Annotated in this window: 22 protein-coding genes; 9 read left to right on the top strand and 13 right to left on the bottom strand. The window is 60.8% G+C overall.

Annotation, left to right across the window (positions count from 1 at the left end; all coding sequences use genetic code 11):
* Positions 1-58 precede the first annotated feature (58 nt).
* The 5 genes from H096_RS14430 to H096_RS14415 form a co-directional block, all read right to left on the bottom strand.
* Positions 59-1,288: a spore maturation protein gene (locus H096_RS14430; RefSeq protein ID WP_033899269.1), complete on the bottom strand. Its 1,230-nt coding sequence runs from the start codon at positions 1,286-1,288 to the stop codon at positions 59-61.
* Between the two features lie 98 nt (positions 1,289-1,386).
* Positions 1,387-2,718: a glutamate/aspartate:proton symporter GltP gene (gene gltP / locus H096_RS14425; protein WP_016978800.1), complete on the bottom strand. Its 1,332-nt coding sequence runs from the start codon at positions 2,716-2,718 to the stop codon at positions 1,387-1,389.
* A gap of 720 nt (positions 2,719-3,438) precedes the next feature.
* Complete coding sequence (locus tag H096_RS14420; protein ID WP_033899267.1) at positions 3,439-3,906, bottom strand: inhibitor of vertebrate lysozyme family protein; 468 nt, start codon at positions 3,904-3,906, stop codon at positions 3,439-3,441.
* Between the two features lie 2 nt (positions 3,907-3,908).
* Positions 3,909-4,073 carry a DUF1328 domain-containing protein gene (locus tag H096_RS33230; protein WP_003170804.1) on the bottom strand — a complete coding sequence of 55 codons (165 nt, stop codon included), beginning with the start codon at positions 4,071-4,073 and terminating at the stop codon, positions 3,909-3,911.
* Between the two features lie 77 nt (positions 4,074-4,150).
* Positions 4,151-4,435 carry a hypothetical protein gene (locus tag H096_RS14415; RefSeq protein ID WP_033899274.1) on the bottom strand — a complete coding sequence of 95 codons (285 nt, stop codon included), beginning with the start codon at positions 4,433-4,435 and terminating at the stop codon, positions 4,151-4,153.
* Between the two features lie 379 nt (positions 4,436-4,814).
* Here H096_RS14415 and algB point away from each other — a divergent pair, with 379 nt between their 5' ends.
* Together algB and H096_RS14405 are read left to right on the top strand one after the other, a co-directional pair.
* Positions 4,815-6,161 carry a sigma-54-dependent response regulator transcription factor AlgB gene (gene algB, locus H096_RS14410; RefSeq protein ID WP_028618657.1) on the top strand — a complete coding sequence of 449 codons (1,347 nt, stop codon included), beginning with the start codon at positions 4,815-4,817 and terminating at the stop codon, positions 6,159-6,161.
* Between the two features lie 10 nt (positions 6,162-6,171).
* Complete coding sequence (locus tag H096_RS14405) at positions 6,172-7,959, top strand: KinB sensor domain-containing domain (protein WP_033899261.1); 1,788 nt, start codon at positions 6,172-6,174, stop codon at positions 7,957-7,959.
* Here H096_RS14405 and H096_RS14400 read toward each other — a convergent pair.
* The 6 genes from H096_RS14400 to H096_RS14375 all read right to left on the bottom strand — a co-directional run bounded on the left by H096_RS14400 (position 7,956) and on the right by H096_RS14375 (position 13,507).
* Positions 7,956-8,732: an N-acetylmuramoyl-L-alanine amidase gene (locus tag H096_RS14400; RefSeq protein ID WP_033899258.1), complete on the bottom strand. Its 777-nt coding sequence runs from the start codon at positions 8,730-8,732 to the stop codon at positions 7,956-7,958. The two genes, H096_RS14405 and H096_RS14400, sit on opposite strands and share 4 nt — an antisense overlap.
* An 88-nt stretch (positions 8,733-8,820) precedes the next feature.
* Positions 8,821-10,869 carry a GGDEF domain-containing protein gene (locus H096_RS14395; RefSeq protein WP_033899256.1) on the bottom strand — a complete coding sequence of 683 codons (2,049 nt, stop codon included), beginning with the start codon at positions 10,867-10,869 and terminating at the stop codon, positions 8,821-8,823.
* Positions 10,866-11,744: an endonuclease/exonuclease/phosphatase family protein gene (locus tag H096_RS14390; protein ID WP_033899255.1), complete on the bottom strand. Its 879-nt coding sequence runs from the start codon at positions 11,742-11,744 to the stop codon at positions 10,866-10,868. Before H096_RS14390 ends, H096_RS14395 begins: the two co-directional genes overlap by 4 nt.
* A gap of 10 nt (positions 11,745-11,754) precedes the next feature.
* Positions 11,755-12,390: a thiol:disulfide interchange protein DsbA gene (gene dsbA / locus H096_RS14385; protein WP_033899253.1), complete on the bottom strand. Its 636-nt coding sequence runs from the start codon at positions 12,388-12,390 to the stop codon at positions 11,755-11,757.
* A 168-nt stretch (positions 12,391-12,558) separates the two neighbouring features.
* The gene (locus tag H096_RS14380) at positions 12,559-13,170 is read right to left on the bottom strand and encodes a cytochrome c4 (protein WP_016978792.1); all 612 of its coding nucleotides are present in this window, start codon (positions 13,168-13,170) and stop codon (positions 12,559-12,561) included.
* Between the two features lie 34 nt (positions 13,171-13,204).
* A complete protein-coding gene (locus H096_RS14375) occupies positions 13,205-13,507 on the bottom strand; it encodes a c-type cytochrome (protein WP_033899251.1) in 303 nt (100 codons plus the stop codon).
* 192 nt (positions 13,508-13,699) lie between these two features.
* On the opposite strand from H096_RS14375, the gene yihA reads away from it, so the two are divergent.
* Positions 13,700-14,341 (top strand): ribosome biogenesis GTP-binding protein YihA/YsxC, encoded by a 642-nt coding sequence (gene yihA / locus H096_RS14370; protein ID WP_010207832.1) that lies wholly within the window; start codon positions 13,700-13,702, stop codon positions 14,339-14,341.
* Between the two features lie 269 nt (positions 14,342-14,610).
* Here the strand turns inward: yihA and polA are convergent, their stop codons facing one another.
* Complete coding sequence (polA, locus tag H096_RS14365; RefSeq protein WP_033899249.1) at positions 14,611-17,388, bottom strand: DNA polymerase I; 2,778 nt, start codon at positions 17,386-17,388, stop codon at positions 14,611-14,613.
* A gap of 74 nt (positions 17,389-17,462) precedes the next feature.
* Here polA and H096_RS14360 point away from each other — a divergent pair, with 74 nt between their 5' ends.
* Together H096_RS14360 and H096_RS14355 are read left to right on the top strand one after the other, a co-directional pair.
* The gene (locus H096_RS14360) at positions 17,463-17,753 is read left to right on the top strand and encodes a DUF2782 domain-containing protein (RefSeq protein ID WP_033899245.1); all 291 of its coding nucleotides are present in this window, start codon (positions 17,463-17,465) and stop codon (positions 17,751-17,753) included.
* A gap of 56 nt (positions 17,754-17,809) precedes the next feature.
* Positions 17,810-18,763 carry a homoserine kinase gene (locus tag H096_RS14355; RefSeq protein ID WP_033899242.1) on the top strand — a complete coding sequence of 318 codons (954 nt, stop codon included), beginning with the start codon at positions 17,810-17,812 and terminating at the stop codon, positions 18,761-18,763.
* A 27-nt stretch (positions 18,764-18,790) separates the two neighbouring features.
* Here H096_RS14355 and znuA read toward each other — a convergent pair whose 3' ends face one another.
* On the bottom strand, positions 18,791-19,720 hold the full coding sequence (znuA, locus tag H096_RS14350) for a zinc ABC transporter substrate-binding protein ZnuA (RefSeq protein WP_033899240.1): 930 nt from the start codon (positions 19,718-19,720) through the stop codon (positions 18,791-18,793).
* A 46-nt stretch (positions 19,721-19,766) separates the two neighbouring features.
* Here znuA and H096_RS14345 point away from each other — a divergent pair, with 46 nt between their 5' ends.
* From H096_RS14345 to H096_RS14330, 4 genes are read left to right on the top strand one after another with little or no spacing between them, the layout of a single operon-like run.
* Entirely contained in the window at positions 19,767-20,261 is a 495-nt protein-coding gene (locus H096_RS14345) for a Fur family transcriptional regulator (RefSeq protein ID WP_177075911.1), read from the top strand.
* Positions 20,261-21,046, top strand: a complete 786-nt coding sequence (znuC, locus tag H096_RS14340) for a zinc ABC transporter ATP-binding protein ZnuC (protein ID WP_028618647.1) — start codon at positions 20,261-20,263, stop codon at positions 21,044-21,046. Before H096_RS14345 ends, znuC begins: the two co-directional genes overlap by 1 nt.
* Complete coding sequence (gene znuB, locus H096_RS14335) at positions 21,039-21,827, top strand: zinc ABC transporter permease subunit ZnuB (protein ID WP_010207821.1); 789 nt, start codon at positions 21,039-21,041, stop codon at positions 21,825-21,827. Before znuC ends, znuB begins: the two co-directional genes overlap by 8 nt.
* A 37-nt stretch (positions 21,828-21,864) precedes the next feature.
* Positions 21,865-22,584 (top strand): PA5502 family lipoprotein, encoded by a 720-nt coding sequence (locus H096_RS14330; protein WP_033899234.1) that lies wholly within the window; start codon positions 21,865-21,867, stop codon positions 22,582-22,584.
* Positions 22,585-22,588: the final 4 nt, after the last annotated feature.

Raw genomic sequence — 22,588 nt, 5'->3', positions numbered from 1 at the left:
CTGAGTTTAAGAGATCTTGAAGACACAAGCTGGCTTGCCTGCGATAGCGGTTTTAGCCTCAGCCAAAGAACCAGTAACACACCGCAATCGCCGCCACGACTCCGGCCAACTCCGCCAGCAACGCACACCCCACGGCATGCCTGGCGCGCTGGATCCCTACCGAACCAAAGTACACCGCCAACACATAGAAGGTGGTCTCGGTACTGCCCTGAATCGTCGCCGCCACCAGCGCCGGGAAGCTGTCCACACCCTGGGTCTGCATGGTCTCGATCAGCATCGCCCGTGCGGCGCTGCCGGAGAACGGCTTGACCATCGCGGTCGGCAAGGCATCGACAAAGCGCGTGTCCATGCCCGTCCAGGCGACCACATGGCGAATGCCTTCCAGGCCGAAATCCAGGGCGCCCGAAGCGCGCAACACGCCCACGGCACACAGCATCGCCACCAGATACGGCAGCAGGTTCTTCGCCACGTCGAAGCCTTCCTTGGCACCTTCGACAAATGCCTCGTACACCTTGACCTTGCGCAACGCGCCGATCACCAGGAACAGCATGATCAAGCCGAACAGCGTGAGGTTGCCCAGGATCGACGAAAGGCCAGCCAGCGCCGTCGCGGACAACGTGGCCAACAACGCCATGAAACCGCCCAACACCAGTGCACCCGGAATCAGATAGGCCAGCACCACCGGGTCCCACAGCCGCAGGCGCTGCATAATCGCCACCGAGAGCAGGCCGGCCAGGGTGGAGGCGCTAGTCGCCAGCAGGATCGGCAGGAACACCAGCGTCGGGTCCGCGGCGCCTTGCTGGGCGCGATACATGAAGATGGTCACGGGCAATAGAGTCAGCGAGGACGCGTTGAGCACCAGGAACAGGATCTGCGCGTTACTCGCGGTGTTGGGAATCGGGTTGAGTTCCTGCAGCGCCTTCATCGCTTTCAAGCCGATGGGGGTCGCCGCGTTATCCAGGCCCAGGCCGTTGGCCGCGAAGTTGAGGGTGATCAAGCCGATGGCAGGGTGCCCGGCGGGCACTTCCGGCATCAGGCGGCGGAACAGCGGGCCGAGGGCCTTGGCCAGCCAATCGACGATCCCGGCCTTCTCGGCAATGCGCAAGAAACCCAGCCACAAGGTCAGGGTGCCGAACAGCAACACCATCACTTCCACGGACAGCTTGGCCATGGCGAAAATGCTTTCGACCATCGCCGCGAAAATCCCGGCGTTACCGCCGACCAGCCATTGCGCCAGTGCCGACACCATTGCCACGACAAAGAAGCCAAGCCACAGGCCATTGAGCATCAGTTGAACCCCTCGAAGAATGGAGCGAATGATAGCGGGGCTGGCAGAAACGACAAACCCCGGAATGATCCGGGGTTTGTTTTAGAGCTGTAGTGCTATCAGCTGCGGGTCGCTTGGGCGGCCGGCGCGGCGTCCTTGCTGCGCCAGTGCGGCAGCGAGTTCCAGTAGCGCTCGCCCTTGGCGTCGTCGTACATGCCTTCCCAACGGGAGATGACCAGCACGGCCAGGGCGTTGCCGATCACGTTCAGGGCAGTACGCGCCATGTCCATGATGCGGTCGACACCGGCGATGAACGCCAGGCCTTCCAGCGGAATGCCCACGCTGCCCAGGGTGGCCAGCAACACCACGAAAGACACGCCCGGTACACCGGCGATGCCTTTGGAGGTGACCATCAGGGTCAGAACCAGCATCAGTTGCTGGCCAACCGACAGGTCGATGCCATACAGCTGGGCGATGAAGATGGCCGCGATGCTCTGGTACAGGGTCGAACCGTCGAGGTTGAACGAGTAACCGGTCGGCACCACGAAGCTGCAGATGGCTTTCGGCGCGCCGTAGGCTTCCATCTTCTCGATCACGCGCGGCAGCACGGTTTCGGAGCTGGCGGTGGAGTAGGCCAGTACCAGCTCATCCTTGAAGATGCGGATCAGCTTGAGGATCGAGAAGCCAAACAGGCGAGCGATCAGGCCCAGTACCGCAAAGGCGAAGAACAGGATGGCGACGTAAACCAGGATCACCAGCTTGGCCAGCGGCAGCAAGGAGGCAAAGCCGAAGTTGGCGACGGTCACGGCGATCAATGCGAATACGCCGATCGGGGCGTACTTCATGATCATGTGGGTGACTTTGAACATGCTCTCGGACACGCCCTGGAACATGGTCACCAGCGGCTCGCGCAGCTCAGGCTTGAGGCTCGACAAGCCCAGGCCGAACAGCACCGAGAAGAAGATGATCGGCAGCATTTCGCCACGGGCGACAGCGGCGAAGATGTTCGACGGGATCAGGTTGAGGATGGTCTCGATGAACGCGTGCTCATGCTGCACTTCGGCGGCGGTGGCGGTGTACTTGGAGATGTCGACGGTACCCAGGGTACTCATGTCGATGCCAGCGCCTGGGTGGAACAGGTTGGCCAGCAACAGGCCGACCACGATGGCGATGGTGGTGACGATTTCGAAGTAAAGGATGGTTTTGACGCCGATACGCCCGAGTTTCTTCGCGTCACCGACCCCGGCAATGCCGACGATCAGCGAGGAGATCACAATCGGGATCACGATCATCTTGATCAGGCGGATAAAGATATCGCCCGCTGGCTGCAACACATTGCTGATCCACCAGGCCTTTTCAGCACTGAAATGGTTGAGCACTGCACCGATTGCGATCCCCAGCACCAAACCGATGAGGATCTGCCAGGCGAGGCTTAGCTTTGCCTTCTTCATGTCATTACCCTTACTTCAAGTGAACTTAAGGCAAATGCGCCAGCTGCAACGCTCGAGAGCGAAAAAGTGTGTGCATCTGCCTCCATGGAAGGTCACCGCAGCGTGGCCGAAATGGCTTACTGGCAGGCGAAAAAAGGCGCAACTATTCCCATGCAAGGGAGCGACGTCTAATGCCGTAAACGCCTACCCTATGCCGAATCGGCATGGCCTTTTTCTATAATAACTGTCCGAACGGTCAGTTCAAATGTGACATTTTGTCCGACAAATATGCCGTGAACCGGCCAAACCCGGCTCGCTCAGAGAATCAGGACGTCTGTGGTGAGCTGGCAGAAATGCCTGGGAATTCCGTTGTTTAGTGTCAGAAATGTCCTATGGCCCCCACCAAAATTTATCGATAGATGGTCGACCGGACATACCAAGAAATGGTTCTGAACAAGCAGAAGGGAAATATTCGACTAAGGAAGGCATAACAAAAGAGCAATAAGCCCGCCGCAAGTTCAGCAAGCCATGAGCTTGTGAACCTGCGTCGCAGCTTTTCGCCTGACCCGGCCCTTGCGCAGGCACTCTCTGTACCCGTAGGTCACGCCGATCCCGATTGATCAGAGCAACCCGGCCCCTTGGTCATGCACCGCCCTTGGCGAGCGATGCAAACAGAAAGAAGCGAGGGGGCTTCTTTCTATGGACGCAGTCTCCGCAGACGACAGAAGCGTCGGACGGAACCTAATACCAATTCGGATCTTTCTTCAGCTGCTCCGTCAGCAACTTCTGCATGCCTTCATCCGGCTTACCGATAAAACGGTAATCGGCGTGCCGCGTTGGGGATTTGTCCGCCGGCAGGCCGGCCGGGACTTCCACCAACATGGCGTAGGCATCTTCCTTGTCGAGGCTGAAGGCAACGATCAGGCGTTTGTTCAGGCACGTGTCAGCGGTTTCGCAGAGTGGCCCGACCAAATACTTGTCGCCATCTTCTTCCACGGCGTTCATCTGTTCGGCTGTACCCGACAGGTTCATTACCCATTCCGGCAAGCGTTCTTCTTTCTTCACCACGCCTTGCCAGGTTTCGCGGTATTGCGGGTCCGCGCTGAGCAATTCATTGGCCCGGGATTGGCCGTCGTTGGCGGCCATCGCCCAGCCGCTGCCGCCCAAGAGCAGGACGGCAGCAAGAGCTTTAAGGGACAAAGTGGTCATGTTCAGCCTCGGCCGCGACGACCAAAGAAGAAGGAAGCGATGAACATCACCAGGAAGACCACAAACAGAATTTTTGCGATACCCGTGGCGGTGCCCGCGATACCACCGAAGCCCAGGACTGCAGCCACAATGGCGATGATCAGAAATGTGATTGCCCAACTCAACATGGTGATTCTCCTTACGCTTTTATAGGGGTAACAGCGGTAGTGCCGTGCAACCGCTCAATACGAACGGCTGTTGTTGCCTAGAACACCCAACGCTCTTGGGATGGCAGTTCACTCAGGGCGGAAACCTGGTCAACCATCCGCAACTGCGGGGCTGTTACATCGGCAGCAACACTGCCAACGGAACGGAAATGGGTCTGGGTCATGGACGGACGTTCAAACTGGGGGATCTGCTGCTGACTCTGCTGCCAATGTTGCAGTTGCTGGCCGCCAATCAGCGTGACCATCAGGCCCAGGCTGGCAAACAGGCCTTGTTGCAAGCGCAGTGGCGATACACGCAATGGGCTGAGGTTTTGGCGAGTCATGCTGCTGTTCTCCCGCATTCTGATTATTCGTTGGGAGAGATATTGCAGAGTGCATGCCAGCTTTTTTACAAAATAAAACTCAATAAAATCAATGAGTTGAATATTACCGATTGGGTTGACCCCCAGCATCCTGCACGATGCCCCTCTGAGCGCCGTGCGAAATGCACGATGGCCAGCGGTCGGATCAAGGGATAGAACACGGAATGAGTGTTGCCGAAGTGGCAAGACGGCATGAAAACGCCATCAGCCGGGGGCTTTGTAGGAAACGATGCAGATAGCTGCACGACGCTGCCTTTTATCGATCAGAATAAACCATGCAACTTGCCCGATTATTCCGGGACTAAACACCATCATTCATAGTTTAAGGAGCGCGGGACAGATGGAATCAGCCAAGGAACTTCAAGGCCGCATTCTTTTAGTGGATGACGAATCCGCGATCCTCCGCACCTTCCGTTATTGCCTGGAAGATGAGGGCTACACCGTAGCCACCGCGAACAGCGCCGCTCAGGCCGATGCCTTGATGCAGCGCCAGGTGTTCGACCTGTGCTTCCTCGACCTGCGACTGGGCGAAGACAATGGCCTGGATGTGCTGGCCCAGATGCGCGTCCAGGCGCCTTGGATGCGCGTGGTCATTGTGACCGCCCACTCGGCAGTCGACACTGCCGTTGATGCAATTCAGGCCGGCGCTGCCGATTACCTGGTCAAGCCTTGCAGCCCTGATCAACTGCGGCTCGCCACCGCCAAGCAATTGGAAGTGCGCCAACTCTCTGCGCGCCTCGAAGCCCTTGAAGGCGAAGTGCGCCAGCCCAAAGACGGCCTCGATTCCCACAGCCCGGCAATGATGGTGGTGCTGGAAACCGCGCGCCAGGTGGCCGGCACCGATGCCAACATTCTCATCCTGGGTGAATCCGGCACCGGTAAAGGCGAACTCGCCCGCGCCATTCATGGCTGGAGCAAGCGTTCGAAAAAGTCCTGCGTCACCATCAACTGCCCATCGCTGACGGCAGAACTGATGGAAAGCGAGTTGTTTGGTCATAGCCGCGGTGCGTTTACCGGTGCCAGCGAAAGTACCTTGGGCCGCGTTAACCAAGCGGACGGCGGAACGCTGTTTCTCGACGAAATCGGCGACTTTCCCCTTACATTGCAACCCAAGTTGCTGCGTTTTATCCAAGACAAGGAATATGAGCGCGTCGGCGATCCGGTCACTCGACGTGCCGACGTACGCATACTGGCCGCCACCAACCTGAACCTGGAAGACATGGTCCGCGACGGCCGCTTCCGCGAGGACTTGCTGTACCGCCTCAATGTGATCACCTTGCACCTGCCGCCGCTTCGCGAGCGTAGTGAAGACATTCTGACCCTGGCCGACCGCTTCCTGGCGCGCTTCGTCAAGGAATACGCCCGACCGGCGCGCGGCTTCAGCGATGAGGCACGCGAAGCACTGCTCAACTACCGCTGGCCGGGCAATATCCGCGAACTGCGCAACGTCGTGGAGCGCGCCAGCATCATCTGCCCGCAAGAAAAGGTGGAGATCACCCACCTGGGAATGGCCGAACAGCCTGGCAACAACGCCCCACGCATCGGCGCGGCGCTGAGCCTGGATCAGTTGGAAAAAGCCCATATCGGCGCCGTGCTCGCCACCAGCGACACCTTGGACCAGGCAGCCCGCACCTTGGGCATCGACGCGTCGACCCTGTACCGCAAACGCAAACAGTACAACCTGTGAGCTGTACCTTATGAAGCTAGCGATGAAGCTGCGCACTCGGCTGTTCCTGAGTATCTCAGCGTTGATCACCGTCGCCCTGTTGGGTTTGATCCTGGGCCTGGTCAGCGTCATGCAAATGGCCAAGACCCAGGAATCGCTGATTCGCAGCAACTTCATTACGCTGGACCTTGGGCTCAAGCTGCGCCAGAGCCTGGGCGATCAATTGATCATGATGCTGGAGGAGCGCCCCGACCCCGAGGCGCTGCAAGCGTCCAAGCAACGCTACTTCGACCTGCTCGACCAGGGCATCGCCCATGAACAGCGGGACAATCGCGGGAGTGGCTTCAGTGAGGCCCGAGGCCAGTATCAGGATCTGCTGGACGCCTTTGACGAATCCCAGCAACCGACACCTCCTCCAGGCTCCAAGGAAAAACTCACCGACACCTTCAATACCTTGCGCAACGGCCTGATCAACGAACACAAGCAGGCGTTGGAGAACATCAGCAACAGCGAACACAAATCCCGCGAACGTGCGCTATTGATCGCCGGATTGCTGGGGTTGGTGGGGCTCGCCGTGCTGATCATCGGGTTTGTCACGGCGCATGGTATCGCCCGACGGTTTGGCGGCCCCATCGAAGCGCTGGCCAAAGCTGCCGACAAAATCGGCCAAGGCGACTTCGAAGTGACACTGCCGATCTCGTCCGCAGCGGAAATGAACCAGCTGACCCGCCGCTTCGGCATCATGGCCGAAGCGTTGCGCCAGCATCAGGCAACTAATGTCGATGAACTGCTGGCCGGTCAACAGCGCCTGCAAGCCGTACTCGACAGCATCGACGATGGCCTGCTGATGATTGACCGCCAAGGCCGCCTGGAACACCTCAACCCTGTGGCCCAGCGCCAATTGGGCTGGGACGAGGAACGCCTCGGTCAAGGTCTGGGAGAGGCACTCGTACGCCCCGAGCTGGACGAGCAACTGCAACTGGTCCTGCGCGGCGGTAACCTGGAGCGGGCACCGGACGATCTGGAAGTGGAGGTCGAAGGCGAGCTGCGTCTGCTGACCTACAGCCTGACCCCGGTCAGCCATACCCAGGGGCATATCCTCGGCGCAGTGATGGTGCTGCACGACGTCACTGAACAACGCGCCTTCGAGCGGGTGCGCAGCGAGTTCGTGTTACGCGCCTCCCATGAACTGCGCACGCCGGTGACCGGCATGCACATGGCCTTCGGGTTGTTTCGCGAGCGTGCGAAGTTCCCGGCAGAGTCTCGTGAAGCGGACCTGCTGGATACAGTCAATGAAGAAATGCAGCGCTTGATGCAGTTGATCAACGACCTGCTCAACTTCTCTCGCTACCAGAACGGCCTGCAGAAACTCACCTTGGGCCCGTGCGATGTGACTGACCTGCTGGAACATGCCCGTGCGCGTTTCGTGGAGCCGGCCAAAGCGCAGAACATCGAACTGCTGGTAGAAACGCAATCCGACCTGCCTCGGTTGTATGCAGACCAGGCACAGCTTGAGCGGGTTCTGGACAACCTGCTGGGCAACGCCCTGCGCCACACGGCGGCTGGCGGGCAAATTCGCCTGCAGGCGCGTCGTCATGGCGAACGAGTGATTGTCAGTGTGGAAGATAACGGCGAAGGCATCGCCTATGGCCAGCAGGGACGGATCTTCGAACCGTTCGTCCAAGTGGGCCGCAAGAAAGGCGGCGCCGGCCTGGGGCTGGCGCTGTGCAAGGAGATCGTGCAACTGCACGGCGGCCGCATGGGCGTGTATTCGCGGCCGGGGCAGGGCACTCAGTTCTACATGGCGTTGCCGCTTTAAGTTCGGTTCAGCGCGCGCAGGATTGCGGCACTTTCCGCATCCGGTGTGCCGTCAAACAGCGACGGCCGGAAATGCATCTGGAATGCCGCGATCACATGCCGCGTGGCGACATCCAACTCGCCGGTCTGGGGCGTCTGGTAGCCCAGGCGGGCCAGCTCTTCCTGGAACCAGGTAATGCTTGGCAGTTCCGCCGCGTATTGCATCTGGAACCGCGCAACAGCCTGGGCATTCGGCCACACGCCCAACCCTTCATCCGCCAGGCGTTTCCAAGGGAACAGTGGGCCCGGGTCCAACTTGCGAAGCGGTGCGATGTCGCTGTGGCCAATGATGTTCTTGGGGTCGATGCCATTGCGCTTGCTGATGTCCTTGAGCAACACCACCAGGGATTTAACCTGCGCTTCGGAGTACGGGTACCACAAGCGACCGGTCGGCGTGTCCTTGTAGCCGGGATTCACGATCTCGATGCCGATTGAGCTGGAGTTGAGCCAGGTACGGCCCATCCATTCGCTTTCGCCGGCATGCCAGGCGCGCTGGCTCTCATCCACCAGCTTGTAGATGGTGCCGGAGGCGTCGTCGCCGATCAGGTAATGGCTGCTGACCTGGCCGTGGGTGAGCAGTGCCAGGGAGCGTTCAAGGTTGGTGGAGGTGTAGTGGACGACCACGAACTGCACGCGGTTGTCGTGATTCACCGAAGGGTGGCTGGTGTCCAGGCGCGGGCCGCTGGCGCAACCTGCGAGCAGAAGAAACACAAAGGCGAAGTACAAGGATTTCATGGCGGAAGACATTACACTGAAGACGATAATGCAACAGTGTAACGTACCCTTTGTGACCCAACCGTCAAATTACAAAATGGAACATCTTTTAGGCGGCCTGCACCTGGTTCCGTCCCGCCGCCTTGGCTCGGTACAGCGCTTCATCGGCACGTTTGAGCGCCAAGTCACTGCGCTCTCCCGGCTGGAACTGCGCCACACCCATTGAAACGGTGATGGTCACCGGCTCGCCCTTGAAGTGAAACGGACACGCTTCGATCGCGGCGCGCAACACTTCGCCCGCCGCCAGCGCATCCGCCAGGGATGAGTTCGGCATCAACAACACAAACTCTTCGCCACCAAAGCGCGCGATAAAGTCGGTCGAGCGCAGACGCTTGCGCAGCACGTTGGCGATGATCTTCAGTACCTTGTCGCCCGCTAGGTGGCCGTAGCCATCGTTGATACGTTTGAAATGATCCAGGTCCAACATCGCCAGCGACAAGTTGTTGCCACGCTGGTGCCAGGTGTTGACCTCCTGATCCAGGCGTTCACTCCAGGCTGCGCGGTTGGGCAGCCCGGTGAGCGGATCGATCAAGGCTTTCTGGCGCTGCACCTCCAGGTGCTCCCGGTAGCCCTGGGCTTCCTGCTCCATATTGGCGACACGCTCGGCCAAGCCTTTCAGTCGCGCCGCGGTTTCCTGCTCGCGCAGGTCACGCTGCTGCTGGTGCTCGTCCATAGTGCCTAGCAGGCCTTCAAGGTGGCTTTCCAGCACGTGCTTGAGGCTGTCCAGGTCGGCGGCTTCCTGCACGCTGCTTTGCAGGCCATCGACCTGTTCGCGGATCTGCGTGTCCAGCTCGCGGGCGGCGGAACGGCTATCGGCGTGACCTTCGCTGGCGACCTGCAAGTGCCCCTGGAAGGCTTCAAGGCGCTCATTGAGCTGCTTGAGATAAGCCTCGAACTCATGCTGGCCGCTGTCGGTGATCGCCAGCATCAACACCGCCAGGTCATCCAGGATCGGCAGCAGTTCGTACCAGTTCAGGCCATGGGCCAGGCGCTCGCGCATGGCTTCGGCCTGAGGCCGGTGGCGCTCGGGCAGCGAGAGTTCATCCAGCAGGCCGAGCAAAGTGTCCTCGATGTGTTTGGCCACCGAGCTGTAGGACGGCTCCGGGGAGTCTGGCAAGGCATAGGTGCCATCCGCTTGCAGTTCGTCGGGATCAGGCTCTTCGACTTCCAGTACCGGAGGGAGCGACAGACTGCCGATGACGGTCTCATCCGGCGCTTCGACCTGAACCTCAGGCGTTTCGATGAAGGCGGCGAGGGCGCTTTCCGGTGCAGGCTCTTCAACCTGAGGCTCGGGCTCGACCCGCGCTACAGGCGTTTCAAGGGGTGCGGCTTGAGGCGGGGCTTCGTAGACGAAGGTTTCGCTGGAGGGCTCGGCCAACCTGGCGGGCGCTACCGGCTCAATGACAGGGGCGAGCGTTTCTTGAGGCTGCGGCGCAAAGGCGCGCAACGCTTGCGTCAGCTCCTCGGATTGCTCGGGCGGCGGTGGCTCGGCAGCGACCGGCTTAGCCGGCGCAGGCTGCGGAGCCGGGCGGGGCGGCGCCTCGTTCTCCACCGCCTCGTTCGCGACGTCCTTGGCACCAAACAGGCGCTGCAAAAGCCCTGGCCCCGGACGCGGGGTTTCGCCGTCCGGCTCCAGGTTGCTCAGCGCCTGGCCTTGCAGGCCGCTCAACTCGCTGAGCAGCAGGGGAATCTCGCGCGCTTGGCTGACTCGGCCGTCCAACTGCTTGGCGAACGTCTTCAGCGGACGGGCCACCTCACGCGGTAGCGGCAGCTTTTGCAGTTGCGTGACCAGGGACGTCAGCGCCGTGCTGATCTGGTCCACCCGGGTTTCACGGCGCTGCTCCGAATCCAGCACCGCCTTTTCCAGGCGCGGCAGCAACCCGGCAAGGGCGGCGTCCATATCATCGGTGCGGACAACGTCACGCATTTCCTTCATGCATTGGTCGACGGCGCGGTCAGTGCCTTCAGCGGCCAGGGTGCTGCGCACCAGCCCACGGCGCAGCAGGTCGAGACGGGCGGCCCAGCGGCGTTCGAGCTTTTCTTGTTGCTCGATGCTTTTAAGGTATTTTTCTTTCCAGCGCTGGGCGTCGTCGCTCATGCAAGGGGTCCGCGAGGGCCGGAACTCAACGCGGGCAATGCATCAGCCGTGAGCGAACCCGGCAGACGAATCTCTACCGCGACCGGCAGGTGATCGGAGATGGGCTGCGCCAGCACCTGCACACTTTCGAGTGTGAGGGTAGGACTGAGCAGGATATGGTCAAGACAGCGTTGCGGACGCCAGCTGGGGAACGTGGCTTCGGCTTGCGGCGCCAGTAGCCCGAGGTCGCGCAACGGAGAATTTTGCAGCAGATCGCTGGCGTGGGTGTTCATGTCCCCCATCAGCACCTGATGTTTGTAATTGCCAATCAGCTCTCGGATGTAGGCCAGTTGCATGGTGCGGGTGCGGGCACCCAGCGCCAGGTGCATCATCACTACCACCAAGGCTTCCGGGCCTTCGCCAAACCGCACAAGGATCGCGCCCCGGCCCTTGGGGCCTGGCAGCGGGTGGTCTTCGATGGCGGAGGGCTTCAAGCGGCTGAGCACGCCATTGCTGTGCTGCGCCAGGCGCCCGAGGTTGCGATTGAGTTGCTGGTACCAGTAGGGAAAGGCACCCAGCTGGGCCAGGTGTTCGACCTGGTTGATGTAACCGGAGCGCATGCTGCCGCCGTCAGCTTCCTGCAGGGCAACCAGGTCGAAGTCGTTCAACAGGTTGCCGATCTTCTGCAGGTTGCCGGCACGCCCGTTGTGGGGCAGCAGGTGCTGCCAGCCACGGGTGAGGTAATGCCGGTACTTCTCGGTACTGATGCCCACCTGGATATTGAAGCTCAGCAGGCGCAGGCGGCTGTCTGCCGGCAGGCCCGTGGATTCCAGGTGATGTTCGTTGACCTGCGGGTCATGCAGGCCAACCCCACGTTCGGTACCCCAGCGGCGCATGACGGGCCCCTTACTTGGCTGCGCGCTCTTTGGCGATCAGCTGGTCGGCAACATTGAGGGTCTGCTCAGGACCACCGGAGGTGCCCAGGTCGAAACGGTATTTGCCGTTGACGATCATGGTCGGAACGCCTTGCACGCCGTACTTCTGCGCCAGTTCTTTAGCCTGTTTGATCTGGCCCTGGATGGCGAAGGAGTTGAAGGTGGCCAGGAACTTGTCCTTGTCGACACCTTGGGTGGCCACGAAGTCAGCCATTTCGTCTGGCTTGGTCAGGCGCTTGCCTTGCTTCTGGATCGCGTCGAATACCGCGTTGTGGACCTTGTGCTCCACACCCATGGCTTCCAGAGTCAGGAACAGCTGGCCGTGGGCATCCCATGGGCCGCCGAACATGGCAGGGATGCGTTTGAAGTTGACGTCCTTGGGCAGTTTCTCAACCCATGGGTTGATGGTCGGCTCAAAGGCGTAGCAATGCGGGCAGCCGTACCAGAACAGCTCCACCACTTCGATCTTGCCTGGCTCCGAAACCGGAACCGGGTTGGCCAATTCAACGTAGGTTTTACCGGCTTCAAGCGGCACGTCGGCAGCTTGTGCGGTCATGCCGAAGAGGCTGGCAGTGACGAGAGCGGCGCTGAGGATCAGATTACGCATGCTTTACTCCTGGACAAATAAAGTCGCCTCACGCGACCTTTGTTGTGACAGGTCTACGCGGGCATGAGTTCGTTAGTGTAACGGCACCGGCCACAAAAAAGGGCGGCCTGGGCCACCCTTTTTATGCTTGCATCGCGGGATTAATCGAGTGTTAACGTTGCGTGCACCTCAGTGCAGGCCCTGGATGTAGCTGGAGACCGCCGCAATGTCTTCATCACTCAGCTTACGGGCGATGGTACGCATGATTGCCGCGTCGCCATCGTTGGCTCGCCCGGCCTCTTCCTTGCGGAAATCGGTCAGCTGCTTGGCGATATAGGTCGCGTGCTGGCCGCTCAGGTGCGGGAAGCCGGCGGCGGCGATGCCCGCGCCATTGGGCGAGTGGCAACCGGTGCAGGCCGGCAGGCCTTTTTCCAGGTCGCCGCCGCGGAACAGTTTCTCGCCACGGGCCACCAGTTTCGGATCGGCAGCTCCCACACTGCCCTTCTGGCTGGCAAAATATGCCGCGATGTCTGCCAGGTCCTGATCGCTGAGGTTGGTCAACAAGCCGGTCATTTCCAGGACCGTGCGCTTGCCGGACTTGATATCCTGCATCTGCTTGGTCAGGTAACGCTCGCCCTGGCCGGCCAGTTTGGGGAAGTTCGGCGCCGGGCTGTTACCATCCGGTCCATGGCAAGCACCACACACGGCGGCTTTCGCCTGGCCCGCTGTAGCGTCGCCTGCAGCATGGGCAACACCGGTGATGCCCAAGGTCAACAGCAGACTCACGATCAGTTTGTTCATCAGCTAATCCAACTACGGCTAAGGGGTTTAAGAGTTATCTACCGGGTTTACTCACCATCAACTGAATGACGGCCTGGTAATCCTCAGTACTGCAGTCCATGCACAAACCACGCGGCGGCATTGCCTTGAAACCCTGGGTCACGTGTTGCACCAGCGTGTCCATGCCCTGCGCCAGTCTTGGCGCCCAGGCTGCCTGGTCACCCCGTCTGGGGGCGTTGGGCAACTGGCCGGCATGGCAAGCCACGCAAACTCGGTTGTACACCGCTTCCGGATCCTGTGTAGCCTGAGCGCCGTAAAGCGGGACCAGGACACCGATAGCGAGCAACCACTTGGTCATACGTCGACCATTTCAGGGTTTGAGAGCGTTTTGCGTTCTAATGCGCAATAAAGGTCTATCGCTCCCGTGAACCTCATCCTTCGCTGGGACAAAGCACACACAAAATCTGCGGCATTATATACTGGCGCTACTGAAACGGAAACGACACCGCTTGCCGCACCCTTTTTCGGCACCGCCCACATCGGAAATCTCATGCAACTCAAGAATCCCATCCTCGGTCTGTGCCAACAGTCCACGTTCATGCTCAGCGCCGCCAAAGTTGACCAATGCCCCGATGACGAGGGCTTTGAAGTCGCCTTTGCCGGTCGCTCCAACGCCGGCAAGTCCAGCGCGTTGAACACCCTGACCCACGCCAGCCTGGCACGCACCTCGAAAACCCCGGGCCGCACGCAACTCCTCAATTTCTTCAAGCTAGACGATGATCGGCGTCTGGTCGACCTGCCGGGCTACGGATACGCAAAAGTCCCTATCCCGTTGAAGCTGCACTGGCAGCGTCACCTGGAGGCTTACCTGGGTGGCCGCGAGAGTTTGAAGGGTTTGATTCTGATGATGGACATCCGCCATCCGATGACCGACTTCGACCTGTTGATGCTCGACTGGGCCGTCGCCAGCGGCATGCCGATGCATATCCTGCTGACCAAGGCCGACAAGCTGACCTACGGCGCAGCCAAGAACACCCTGCTCAAAGTGCAGTCCGAAATCCGTAAAGGTTGGGGTGACGCGATCACCATCCAGCTGTTCTCGGCACCAAAACGCATGGGCCTGGAAGAGGCCTACACCGTGCTGGCAGGCTGGATGGAATTGGCCGACAAGGGCGCGGAACTGGCCGAGTAACTTTTCTGCAGGCAAAAAAAACCCCGGACTTCTTATGGGGAGGGGAAGTTCGGGGTTCAAGTTCCGGACCGCTAGGGCGGGGTCCAGATATCTGCCAACACTTAACACAACATAGGAGCATTGAAGGGCTTCACCACCCATTCAGTAACTCTGAGTAGCAGTTCACGGGTTAAGTTCCGGCAGGTTCGAAAAACTATTTGAAATAACCGACGGCGATTTCCGCACTAAAGCACTCTGCCACCACGCAAGGTGATGGCAGAGTCCCGGACTCAGTGCGCTTCGTCCCAGTTGTTGCCCACGCCCACTTCCACCAGCAGCGGTACATCCAGCTGTGCGGCAGCGCTCATGTGTTCGCGAATCTTCTCGCTGACTTGCGCCACCAGGTCCTCACGCACCTCCAACACCAGTTCATCGTGCACCTGCAGGATCACCTTGGCATCCAGGCCTGACTCAGTCAGCCAGTTATCCACTCGCACCATGGCCTTCTTGATGATATCCGCCGCCGTGCCCTGCATCGGCGCGTTGATCGCGGTACGCTCTGCCGCTGCGCGCTCCTGGGGCTTGTTGGAGTTGATGTCCGGCAAGTACAGGCGACGGCCGAAGAAGGTCTCGACATAACCTTGATCAGCCGCCTGGGCACGGGTGCGCTCCATGTATTCGCGCACGCCGGGATAACGGGCGAAATACACATCGATATACGCCTTGGCCGTCTTGGTATCGACGCCAATGTCCTTGCCCAGCTTCTGTGCGCCCATGCCGTAGATCAGGCCGAAGTTGATCGCCTTGGCGCTGCGACGCTGATCCGAAGTGACCTCGCCCAGTTCAACCTTGAACACTTCTGCCGCCGTGGCGGTATGCACGTCCAGGTTGTCGCGGAAGGCGTTCATCAGGCCTTCGTCCTTGGACAGGTGCGCCATGATCCGCAGTTCGATCTGCGAGTAGTCCGCCGCCAACATTTTGTAGCCCTTGGGCGCGACGAACGCCTGGCGAATGCGCCGCCCTTCGGCGGTACGCACCGGGATGTTCTGCAGGTTCGGATCACTGGACGACAAGCGCCCGGTGGCCGCCACCGCCTGGTGATAGGACGTGTGGATGCGCCCGGTGCGCGGGTTGATCTGCTCCGGCAGGCGATCGGTGTAGGTGCTTTTCAACTTGCTCATGCTGCGGTACTGCATCAGCACCTTGGGCAGTGGGTAGTCATCTTCAGCCAGCTTGGCCAGCACTTCTTCGGCTGTGGAGGCCTGGCCCTTGCCGGTTTTCTTCAGTACCGGCAGGCCGAGTTTCTCGTAAAGGATCGCGCCGAGTTGCTTGGGCGAGCCCAGGTTGAACTCCTCACCGGCGATCTCGAACGCCTGGCGCTCCAGCTCGACCATCTTGTTACCCAGCTCGATGCTCTGGATGCCCAGCAGATCCTTGTCGACCAGCGCGCCCTGGCGTTCGATACGCGCCAAGACCGGCACCAACGGGATTTCGATCTCCGTGAGCACACTCGCCAGGCTCGGGATGGCCGCCAGTTGCGCAAACAGCGCCTGGTGCAGGCGCAAGGTGATATCGGCGTCTTCCGCCGCATATGGGCCAGCCTGCTCCAGCGCGATCTGGTCGAACGTCAGCTGCTTGGCGCCTTTGCCGGCGATGTCCTGGAAAGCGACGGTGTCGTAGTCCAGGTACTTCTTGGCCAGGCTGTCCATGTCGTGGCGGGTGGCGGTGGAATTGAGCACATAGGATTCAAGCATGGTGTCGAAGGCGATGCCGCGCACGGTAATGCCATTCGCCGGATCGCCACCAATGGCACAGTTAGCGAGGATGTTCATGTCGAACTTGGCATGCTGGCCGACCTTGAGCTTGCTCGGGTCTTCCAGCAGCGGCTTGAGGGCCAGCAGCACGGTGTCGCGATCCAACTGCTCCGGCGCGCCGATGTAGGAGTGGGTCAGCGGGATGTAGGCCGCTTCATGGGGCTGGACGGCGAAGGAAACACCGACCAACTGCGCCTGTTGGGCATCGATGCCGGTGGTTTCGGTATCAAAGGCGATCAACTTCGCCTCGTTGAGCTTCTTCAACCAGATGTCGAAGGTCGCCTGGTCGAGAATCGTGGTGTAGCTCGCCTCTGCTGGCGCTACTGCCTCGACCACTTCCTCAACAGCAGGCGCCGCCTTGAGCTCCACACGCTTGGCGTCACGCTGGATCTCGTCAATCCAGCTCTTGAATTCCAACAGCGAGTACAGCTCCAGCAGCTTCTCGCGATCCGGCTCGATCAGGTGCAGGTCATCCAGGCCGACATCCAGCGGTACGTCGCACTTGATCGTCGCCAACTGGTAGGAAAGAAACGCACTCTCGCGATGCTCTTCCAGCTTGGCCGGCAGGGTTTTGGCGCCACGGATAGGCAGGGTCGGCACGATATCCAACTGTTCATAGAGCTCTTTGATGCCGCCGTTCACGCCGACGAGCAGGCCGGATGCCGTCTTGGGACCAATGCCCGGAACGCCTGGAATGTTGTCGGACGAATCGCCCATCAACGCCAGGTAGTCGATGATCTGCTCCGGTGCGACGCCGAATTTCTCCTTTACGCCCTCAATGTCCATCGCGCTACCGGTCATGGTGTTGACCAAGGTAATGTGCCCGTCGACCAGCTGCGCCATGTCCTTGTCACCGGTCGAGATCACCACCGGGCGGTTGGCAGCCGCGCTGCTACGGGCCAGGGTGCCGATGACGTCATCGGCCTCGACGCCTTCGACGCAGAGCAATGGGAAACCCAGGGCGATCACGCTCTGGTGCAGGGGCTCGATCTGCAGGCGCATGTCATCGGGCATGCTCGGGCGGTTGGCCTTGTATTCGGCGTACATGTCATCGCGAAAGGTCCCACCCTTGGCGTCGAACACCACCGCGAACGGGCTGCCCGGATACTGCTTGCGCAGGCTTTTGAGCATGTTCAACACGCCCTTGACCGCACCGGTGGGCAGGCCTTTGGAGGTGGTCAGCGGTGGCAGCGCGTGGAAGGCGCGGTACAGATAAGAAGAACCGTCCACCAGGACGAGGGGTGCTTGGCTCATGAGCAGAATCAACCTTTTCGGCGGGTCAGGCGCTAGAATAGCCGGACCAATGACGACAAAGGGACAAGGTTATCATGCGTACATTCAATCGCATGCTGTTGACCGGCTTGATTGCACTCGCTCCGATGGCTGCCATGGCGGCAGACAGCGCCCCTGGGGGCGATCCGGAAGTGACCATTCGCACGGAAGGCGACAAGACCATCCAGGAGTACCGCCAAAACGGCTTCCTGTATGCGATCAAGGTAACGCCGAAGGGCGCGCCTCCGTACTTCCTGGTGCGCGCCGACGGAACCGATGCGAACTTCATCCGCTCTGACCAGCCGGATATGCTGATCCCGTCATGGAAGATTTTCGAATGGAAATGATTTCTTAACTTAAATTGGCGCCGCGCATTGCGGCGCCCGTACTGGCAGTTTTAACCATGTCTGTGTTCACCCCCCTGGCTCGGCCCGAGCTGGAAACCTTTCTCGCCCCTTACGGCCTCGGCCGCCTGATCGACTTCCAGGGGATTGCCGCCGGTAGTGAAAACACCAATTTCTTTATCAGCCTGGAGCAGGGCGAGTTCGTCCTGACCCTGGTCGAACGTGGCCCGGTCGCGGAAATGCCGTTCTTCATAGAACTGCTCGACGTGCTCCACGACGCCGACCTCCCCGTGCCCTACGCCCTGCGCACCACCGACGGCGTGGCTCTGCGCGAGCTGAAAGGCAAACCCGCACTGCTGCAACCGCGCCTGGCCGGCAAGCACATCAAGGATGCCAACGCGCAGCACTGCGCGCAGGTCGGTGATCTGCTGGGCCATCTGCACCTGGCAACCCAAGGTGAAAAGGTGTTGGAGCGCAAGACCGATCGCGGCCTGGACTGGATGCTCAGCGAAGGCGGGCAGTTGATTTCGCACTTGAACGACGCACAACAAGGCCTGCTGCAGGATGCACTGACCGAGATCGCAGCCCACAAGGCTGAGATCCTCGCGCTGCCACGCGCCAACGTGCACGCCGACCTGTTCCGCGACAACGCGATGTTCGAAGGGACGCACCTTACAGGGCTGATCGACTTCTACAACGCCTGCTCAGGTCCGATGCTGTACGACGTGGCAATCGCCCTGAATGACTGGTGTTCGGACGCGGATGGCGTGATCGATGGGCAACGCGCACGGGCATTGCTGGGGGCCTATGCAGGTCTGCGACCGTTTACCGCCAAGGAAGCCGAGTTATGGCCGACGATGCTGCGCGTGGCCTGTGTGCGGTTCTGGTTGTCACGCCTGATCGCGGCTGAATCGTTCGCCGGGCAGGACGTGTTGATCCATGACCCGGCGGAGTTCGAGCATCGGTTGGTGCAGCGTCAGCAGGTTACCGTGCACCTGCCCTTCGCACTCTAACCTTTGCAGGAGCCGGCTTGCCGGCTTCTACAAGGACTCCAGGCAACCCGCCAAATCATTGCCCAACTTCTCCAACACCTGCTCATAACCCTGAGCGGTAGCCGGGGTGTAACCACCCAGCGCATCCAACTCCGCCAGCTTCACCGGCAAGCCGGAGACCAGCGTTTCAGCCAAACGCGGACGCAGCGGCGGCTCGCTGAACACGCAGGTCTTGCCCACTTCCTGCAAACGCGTACGCATCGCCGCCACATGCTGGGCGCCGGGTTGTACCTCAGCAGCCACGCTGAACACGCCGGTGTGCTTGAGGCCGTAAGCGTCTTCGAAGTAATCGAAGGCTTCGTGGAACACAAAGTAAGGTTTGCCATCAATCGGCGCCAGGCGGGCTTTCAGGCGAGCATCCAGGGCATCAAGGCGGTCATTGAAGGCCTTCACGTTGCTCTGGTAACGCGCAGCATTGGCCGGGTCGGCGGCAGCCAGGTCAGCCGCCATGCGCGACGCAATCACCCGAGCGTTCACCGTCGACAGCCACAGATGCGCATCCAGGCTGCCTGGGCGGTGATCGTGGTCGTGTTCGTCGGCTTCATCGGCGTGCGAGTGGCTATCTTCGGCAAAACGACGCAACTTCATGCCTGGCAGGTCCTGCACTGCCACTGTCGCAGCCGTACGACCTTTCAGCACGCGCGGCAGGAAACTTTCCATATCCGGGCCGATCCAGTACAGCAGGTCCACCGACTGCACGCGCCGTACGTCGGATGGACGCAGCGCATAGTTATGCGGCGACGCACCCGGCGGCAATAACACCTCGGGAACGGCAACACCGTCCTGCACGGCCGCGGCGATCAACTGCAGCGGTTTGATGCTGGTCAGCACCTTGACCTCGGCCTGAGCGGCGCTCGCGACGAACAAACTGGTGACAAATACGACAAAAACGGGAAAAAGTCGGGACACGATGACCACTCAATGGCGTAGGAACGGGTAACATAATAACGTCTCTATCAAATGTCTGTCGCCGCTCATGCCTAAAACACCGCTTGCCAGCCGTCCCCACGATCACTCTCACTGCGTGCATACCGCGCTGTCGGAGGCCGATACCCTGTGCACACAGAAGGGTCTGCGCCTGACCGCCCTACGTCGTCGCGTGCTGGAGTTGGTGTGGCAGAGCCACAAGCCGCTGGGCGCCTACGACATCCTCGGCGTGCTCAGCGAGCAGGATGGCCGCCGCGCTGCGCCGCCGACCGTGTATCGCGCGCTGGATTTCCTGCTGGAAAACGGCCTGGTGCATCGCATCGCCTCGCTGAACGCCTTTGTCGGCTGCAGCCACCCGGAACATGCGCACCAGGGCCAGTTCCTGATCTGCCGCGAGTGCCACGCCGCCATCGAGCTTGAACAAAAAAGCATCAGCGACGCCATCATCAAGAGCTCTGCCGACGTTGGTTTCCGGGTCGAAGGGCAAACGGTCGAAGTGGTCGGCCTGTGCGCGGGCTGCCAGGGGGCTTGATGAGCAACGCGTTAATCCGCCTGGAACAGGTCGGGGTCACGTTCGCCGGGCAAGCCGTGCTGGATAACATCGCGCTAAGCGTGGAGCCTGGGCAGATTGTCACCCTGATCGGCCCCAACGGCGCCGGCAAGACCACCCTGGTGCGCGCCGTACTCGGCCTGCTCAAGCCCGACACCGGCAGTGTATGGCGCAAGCCCAAGCTGCGTGTCGGCTACATGCCGCAGAAGCTGCACGTGGATCCAACCCTGCCACTGTCCGTATTGCGCTTCCTGCGCCTGGTGCCGGGCGTGGACCGTGCCCGTGCGCAAGCGGCGCTCAAGGAAGTCGGCGCCGAACAGGTGATCGACAGCCCGGTGCAAAGCATCTCCGGCGGCGAAATGCAGCGCGTGCTGCTGGCCCGTGCCTTGTTGCGCGAGCCGGAACTGCTGGTGCTGGATGAGCCCGTGCAAGGCGTCGACGTCGCCGGTCAGGCCGAGCTGTACAGCCTGATCACCCGCCTGCGCGACCGCCATGGCTGCGGCGTGCTGATGGTGTCCCACGATTTGCATCTGGTGATGAGCACCACCGACCAGGTGGTGTGCCTCAACCGTCACGTGTGCTGCTCCGGCCACCCGGAACAGGTCAGCGGCGACCCGGCCTTCGTCGAGCTGTTCGGCAAGAACGCCCAGAGCCTGGCGATCTACCACCACCATCACGACCACGCCCATGACCTGCATGGCGCCGTGGTCGACGATCCCGCCACACCTCATACCCACGTTCATGGAGATAGCTGCAAGCATGGCTGATTTTCTGCTCTACGCCCTGCTGGCAGGCTTGGCTTTGGCGTTGGTGGCGGGCCCACTGGGTTCGTTCGTGGTCTGGCGGCGCATGGCCTATTTTGGCGATACGTTGTCGCATGCCGCGCTCTTGGGCGTGGCCATGGGCTTCTTGCTGGATGTCAGCCCGACTATCGCCGTGACCGTGGGCTGTCTGTTACTGGCGGTGCTGCTGGTGACCCTGCAACAACGCCAGCCACTGGCCTCCGACACCTTGCTGGGCATCCTGGCGCCCAGCACGCTGTCCCTGGGCCTGGTGGTGCTGAGCTTCATGCATGAAGTGCGCATCGACCTGATGGCCTACCTCTTTGGCGACCTGCTGGCAATCAGCACCACCGACCTGGCCTGGATTCTCGGCGGCAGCGCAGCCGTGCTGGTCTTGCTGGTGGCCTTGTGGCGCCCGTTGCTGGCAATCACCGTGCATGAAGAGCTGGCCACGGTGGAAGGTTTGCCCGTGCCGAGCCTGCGCATGGCCCTGATGTTGTTGATCGCCGTGGTGATTGCTGTCGCGATGAAGATTGTCGGCGTATTGTTGATCACGTCGCTGCTGATCATTCCCGCAGCCGCCGCCCAGCGCCATGCCCGTTCGCCGGAGCAGATGGCGATCGGCGCCAGCCTGCTGGGGATGCTTGCGGTGTGCGGGGGCCTGGCGCTGTCCTGGTTCAAGGACACGCCGGCGGGGCCATCGATTGTGGTCACGGCCGCCGCCCTGTTTCTGCTGAGTTTTGTCCTGCCCCGTCGAGGGGTGTAGACTTGCTCGCTTTTTGCGCAAATAGAGAGTCGCAGGAATGAAGCCGTTCACCTCCCGTTATCTGCTCCTTGCCGCATTTTCCTTGCTGCTGGGCGCCTGTCAAAGCACACCGCCCGCCGCCCCCGAGGCCCCGGACGCACGCGCTGCGGCCATCGCGCAGCTGGAACAAAACCTGGCCAGCAGCGAGTTGGCCACCGCCGAAGACCAGTTGGCGGCACTGCAAGCCCAGTCGCCCAACGACCCGGCGCTAGAAAACTATCAGCGCCAATTGGCAGAAGCCTACCTGCAGCGCAGCCAGATCGTGTTGCAAAAGGGTGACGTCAACGCCGCTGCCACCGCCCTGAGCCGCGCCCGCGCCCTGATGCCCAAGGCGCCCGCACTGACCGGCGGCGTCAACAGCGCCATCACCCACGCCCGCAAGGCCGAGTTGGATAAAGCCGAAGCCGCCCTGAAAGCCGCCGAAGCCAAGCCCGCCGCCAAGGTCATCGACCCGGCGGCGCCCAGTACCACGGTGGCGCTGAACCTCACCGATATTGAAGAACTGCGTCATCAGCTGGATGCGATCGCCACCGACGTGGTGAATTACCAGTGCGATGTGACCATCCAGGCGCCGCGCACCCAGGATTACCCGTGGTTGGCCACATTGCTGACCAAACGGGTGAAGCGAATTGATTCGGGGTATGACCTGAAGATTCACCGGCAGATCTTGAAGAAGATCCCGGCGCAGGTGGTGCTGATTCCGCGCAAGGCGGAGTAAGAAA

Source organism: Pseudomonas sp. FH1 (genome assembly GCF_000510895.2).
Lineage (GTDB): Bacteria > Pseudomonadota > Gammaproteobacteria > Pseudomonadales > Pseudomonadaceae > Aquipseudomonas > Aquipseudomonas azotoformans_A.
This window is presented reverse-complemented; position numbering and strand designations above follow the sequence as displayed.

Bases quoted from the DNA above. Each gene is read 5' to 3' on its own strand.
- H096_RS14430 (WP_033899269.1), bottom strand. From the start codon at position 1,288: ATGCTCAATGGCCTGTGGCTTGGCTTCTTTGTCGTGGCAATGGTGTCG.
- gltP (WP_016978800.1), bottom strand. From the start codon at position 2,718: ATGAAGAAGGCAAAGCTAAGCCTCGCCTGGCAGATCCTCATCGGTTTG.
- H096_RS14420 (WP_033899267.1), bottom strand. From the start codon at position 3,906: ATGACCACTTTGTCCCTTAAAGCTCTTGCTGCCGTCCTGCTCTTGGGC.
- H096_RS33230 (WP_003170804.1), bottom strand. From the start codon at position 4,073: ATGTTGAGTTGGGCAATCACATTTCTGATCATCGCCATTGTGGCTGCA.
- H096_RS14415 (WP_033899274.1), bottom strand. From the start codon at position 4,435: ATGACTCGCCAAAACCTCAGCCCATTGCGTGTATCGCCACTGCGCTTG.
- algB (WP_028618657.1), top strand. From the start codon at position 4,815: ATGGAATCAGCCAAGGAACTTCAAGGCCGCATTCTTTTAGTGGATGAC.
- H096_RS14405 (WP_033899261.1), top strand. From the start codon at position 6,172: ATGAAGCTAGCGATGAAGCTGCGCACTCGGCTGTTCCTGAGTATCTCA.
- H096_RS14400 (WP_033899258.1), bottom strand. From the start codon at position 8,732: ATGAAATCCTTGTACTTCGCCTTTGTGTTTCTTCTGCTCGCAGGTTGC.
- H096_RS14395 (WP_033899256.1), bottom strand. From the start codon at position 10,869: ATGAGCGACGACGCCCAGCGCTGGAAAGAAAAATACCTTAAAAGCATC.
- H096_RS14390 (WP_033899255.1), bottom strand. From the start codon at position 11,744: ATGCGCCGCTGGGGTACCGAACGTGGGGTTGGCCTGCATGACCCGCAG.
- dsbA (WP_033899253.1), bottom strand. From the start codon at position 12,390: ATGCGTAATCTGATCCTCAGCGCCGCTCTCGTCACTGCCAGCCTCTTC.
- H096_RS14380 (WP_016978792.1), bottom strand. From the start codon at position 13,170: ATGAACAAACTGATCGTGAGTCTGCTGTTGACCTTGGGCATCACCGGT.
- H096_RS14375 (WP_033899251.1), bottom strand. From the start codon at position 13,507: ATGACCAAGTGGTTGCTCGCTATCGGTGTCCTGGTCCCGCTTTACGGC.
- yihA (WP_010207832.1), top strand. From the start codon at position 13,700: ATGCAACTCAAGAATCCCATCCTCGGTCTGTGCCAACAGTCCACGTTC.
- polA (WP_033899249.1), bottom strand. From the start codon at position 17,388: ATGAGCCAAGCACCCCTCGTCCTGGTGGACGGTTCTTCTTATCTGTAC.
- H096_RS14360 (WP_033899245.1), top strand. From the start codon at position 17,463: ATGCGTACATTCAATCGCATGCTGTTGACCGGCTTGATTGCACTCGCT.
- H096_RS14355 (WP_033899242.1), top strand. From the start codon at position 17,810: ATGTCTGTGTTCACCCCCCTGGCTCGGCCCGAGCTGGAAACCTTTCTC.
- znuC (WP_028618647.1), top strand. From the start codon at position 20,261: ATGAGCAACGCGTTAATCCGCCTGGAACAGGTCGGGGTCACGTTCGCC.
- znuB (WP_010207821.1), top strand. From the start codon at position 21,039: ATGGCTGATTTTCTGCTCTACGCCCTGCTGGCAGGCTTGGCTTTGGCG.
- H096_RS14330 (WP_033899234.1), top strand. From the start codon at position 21,865: ATGAAGCCGTTCACCTCCCGTTATCTGCTCCTTGCCGCATTTTCCTTG.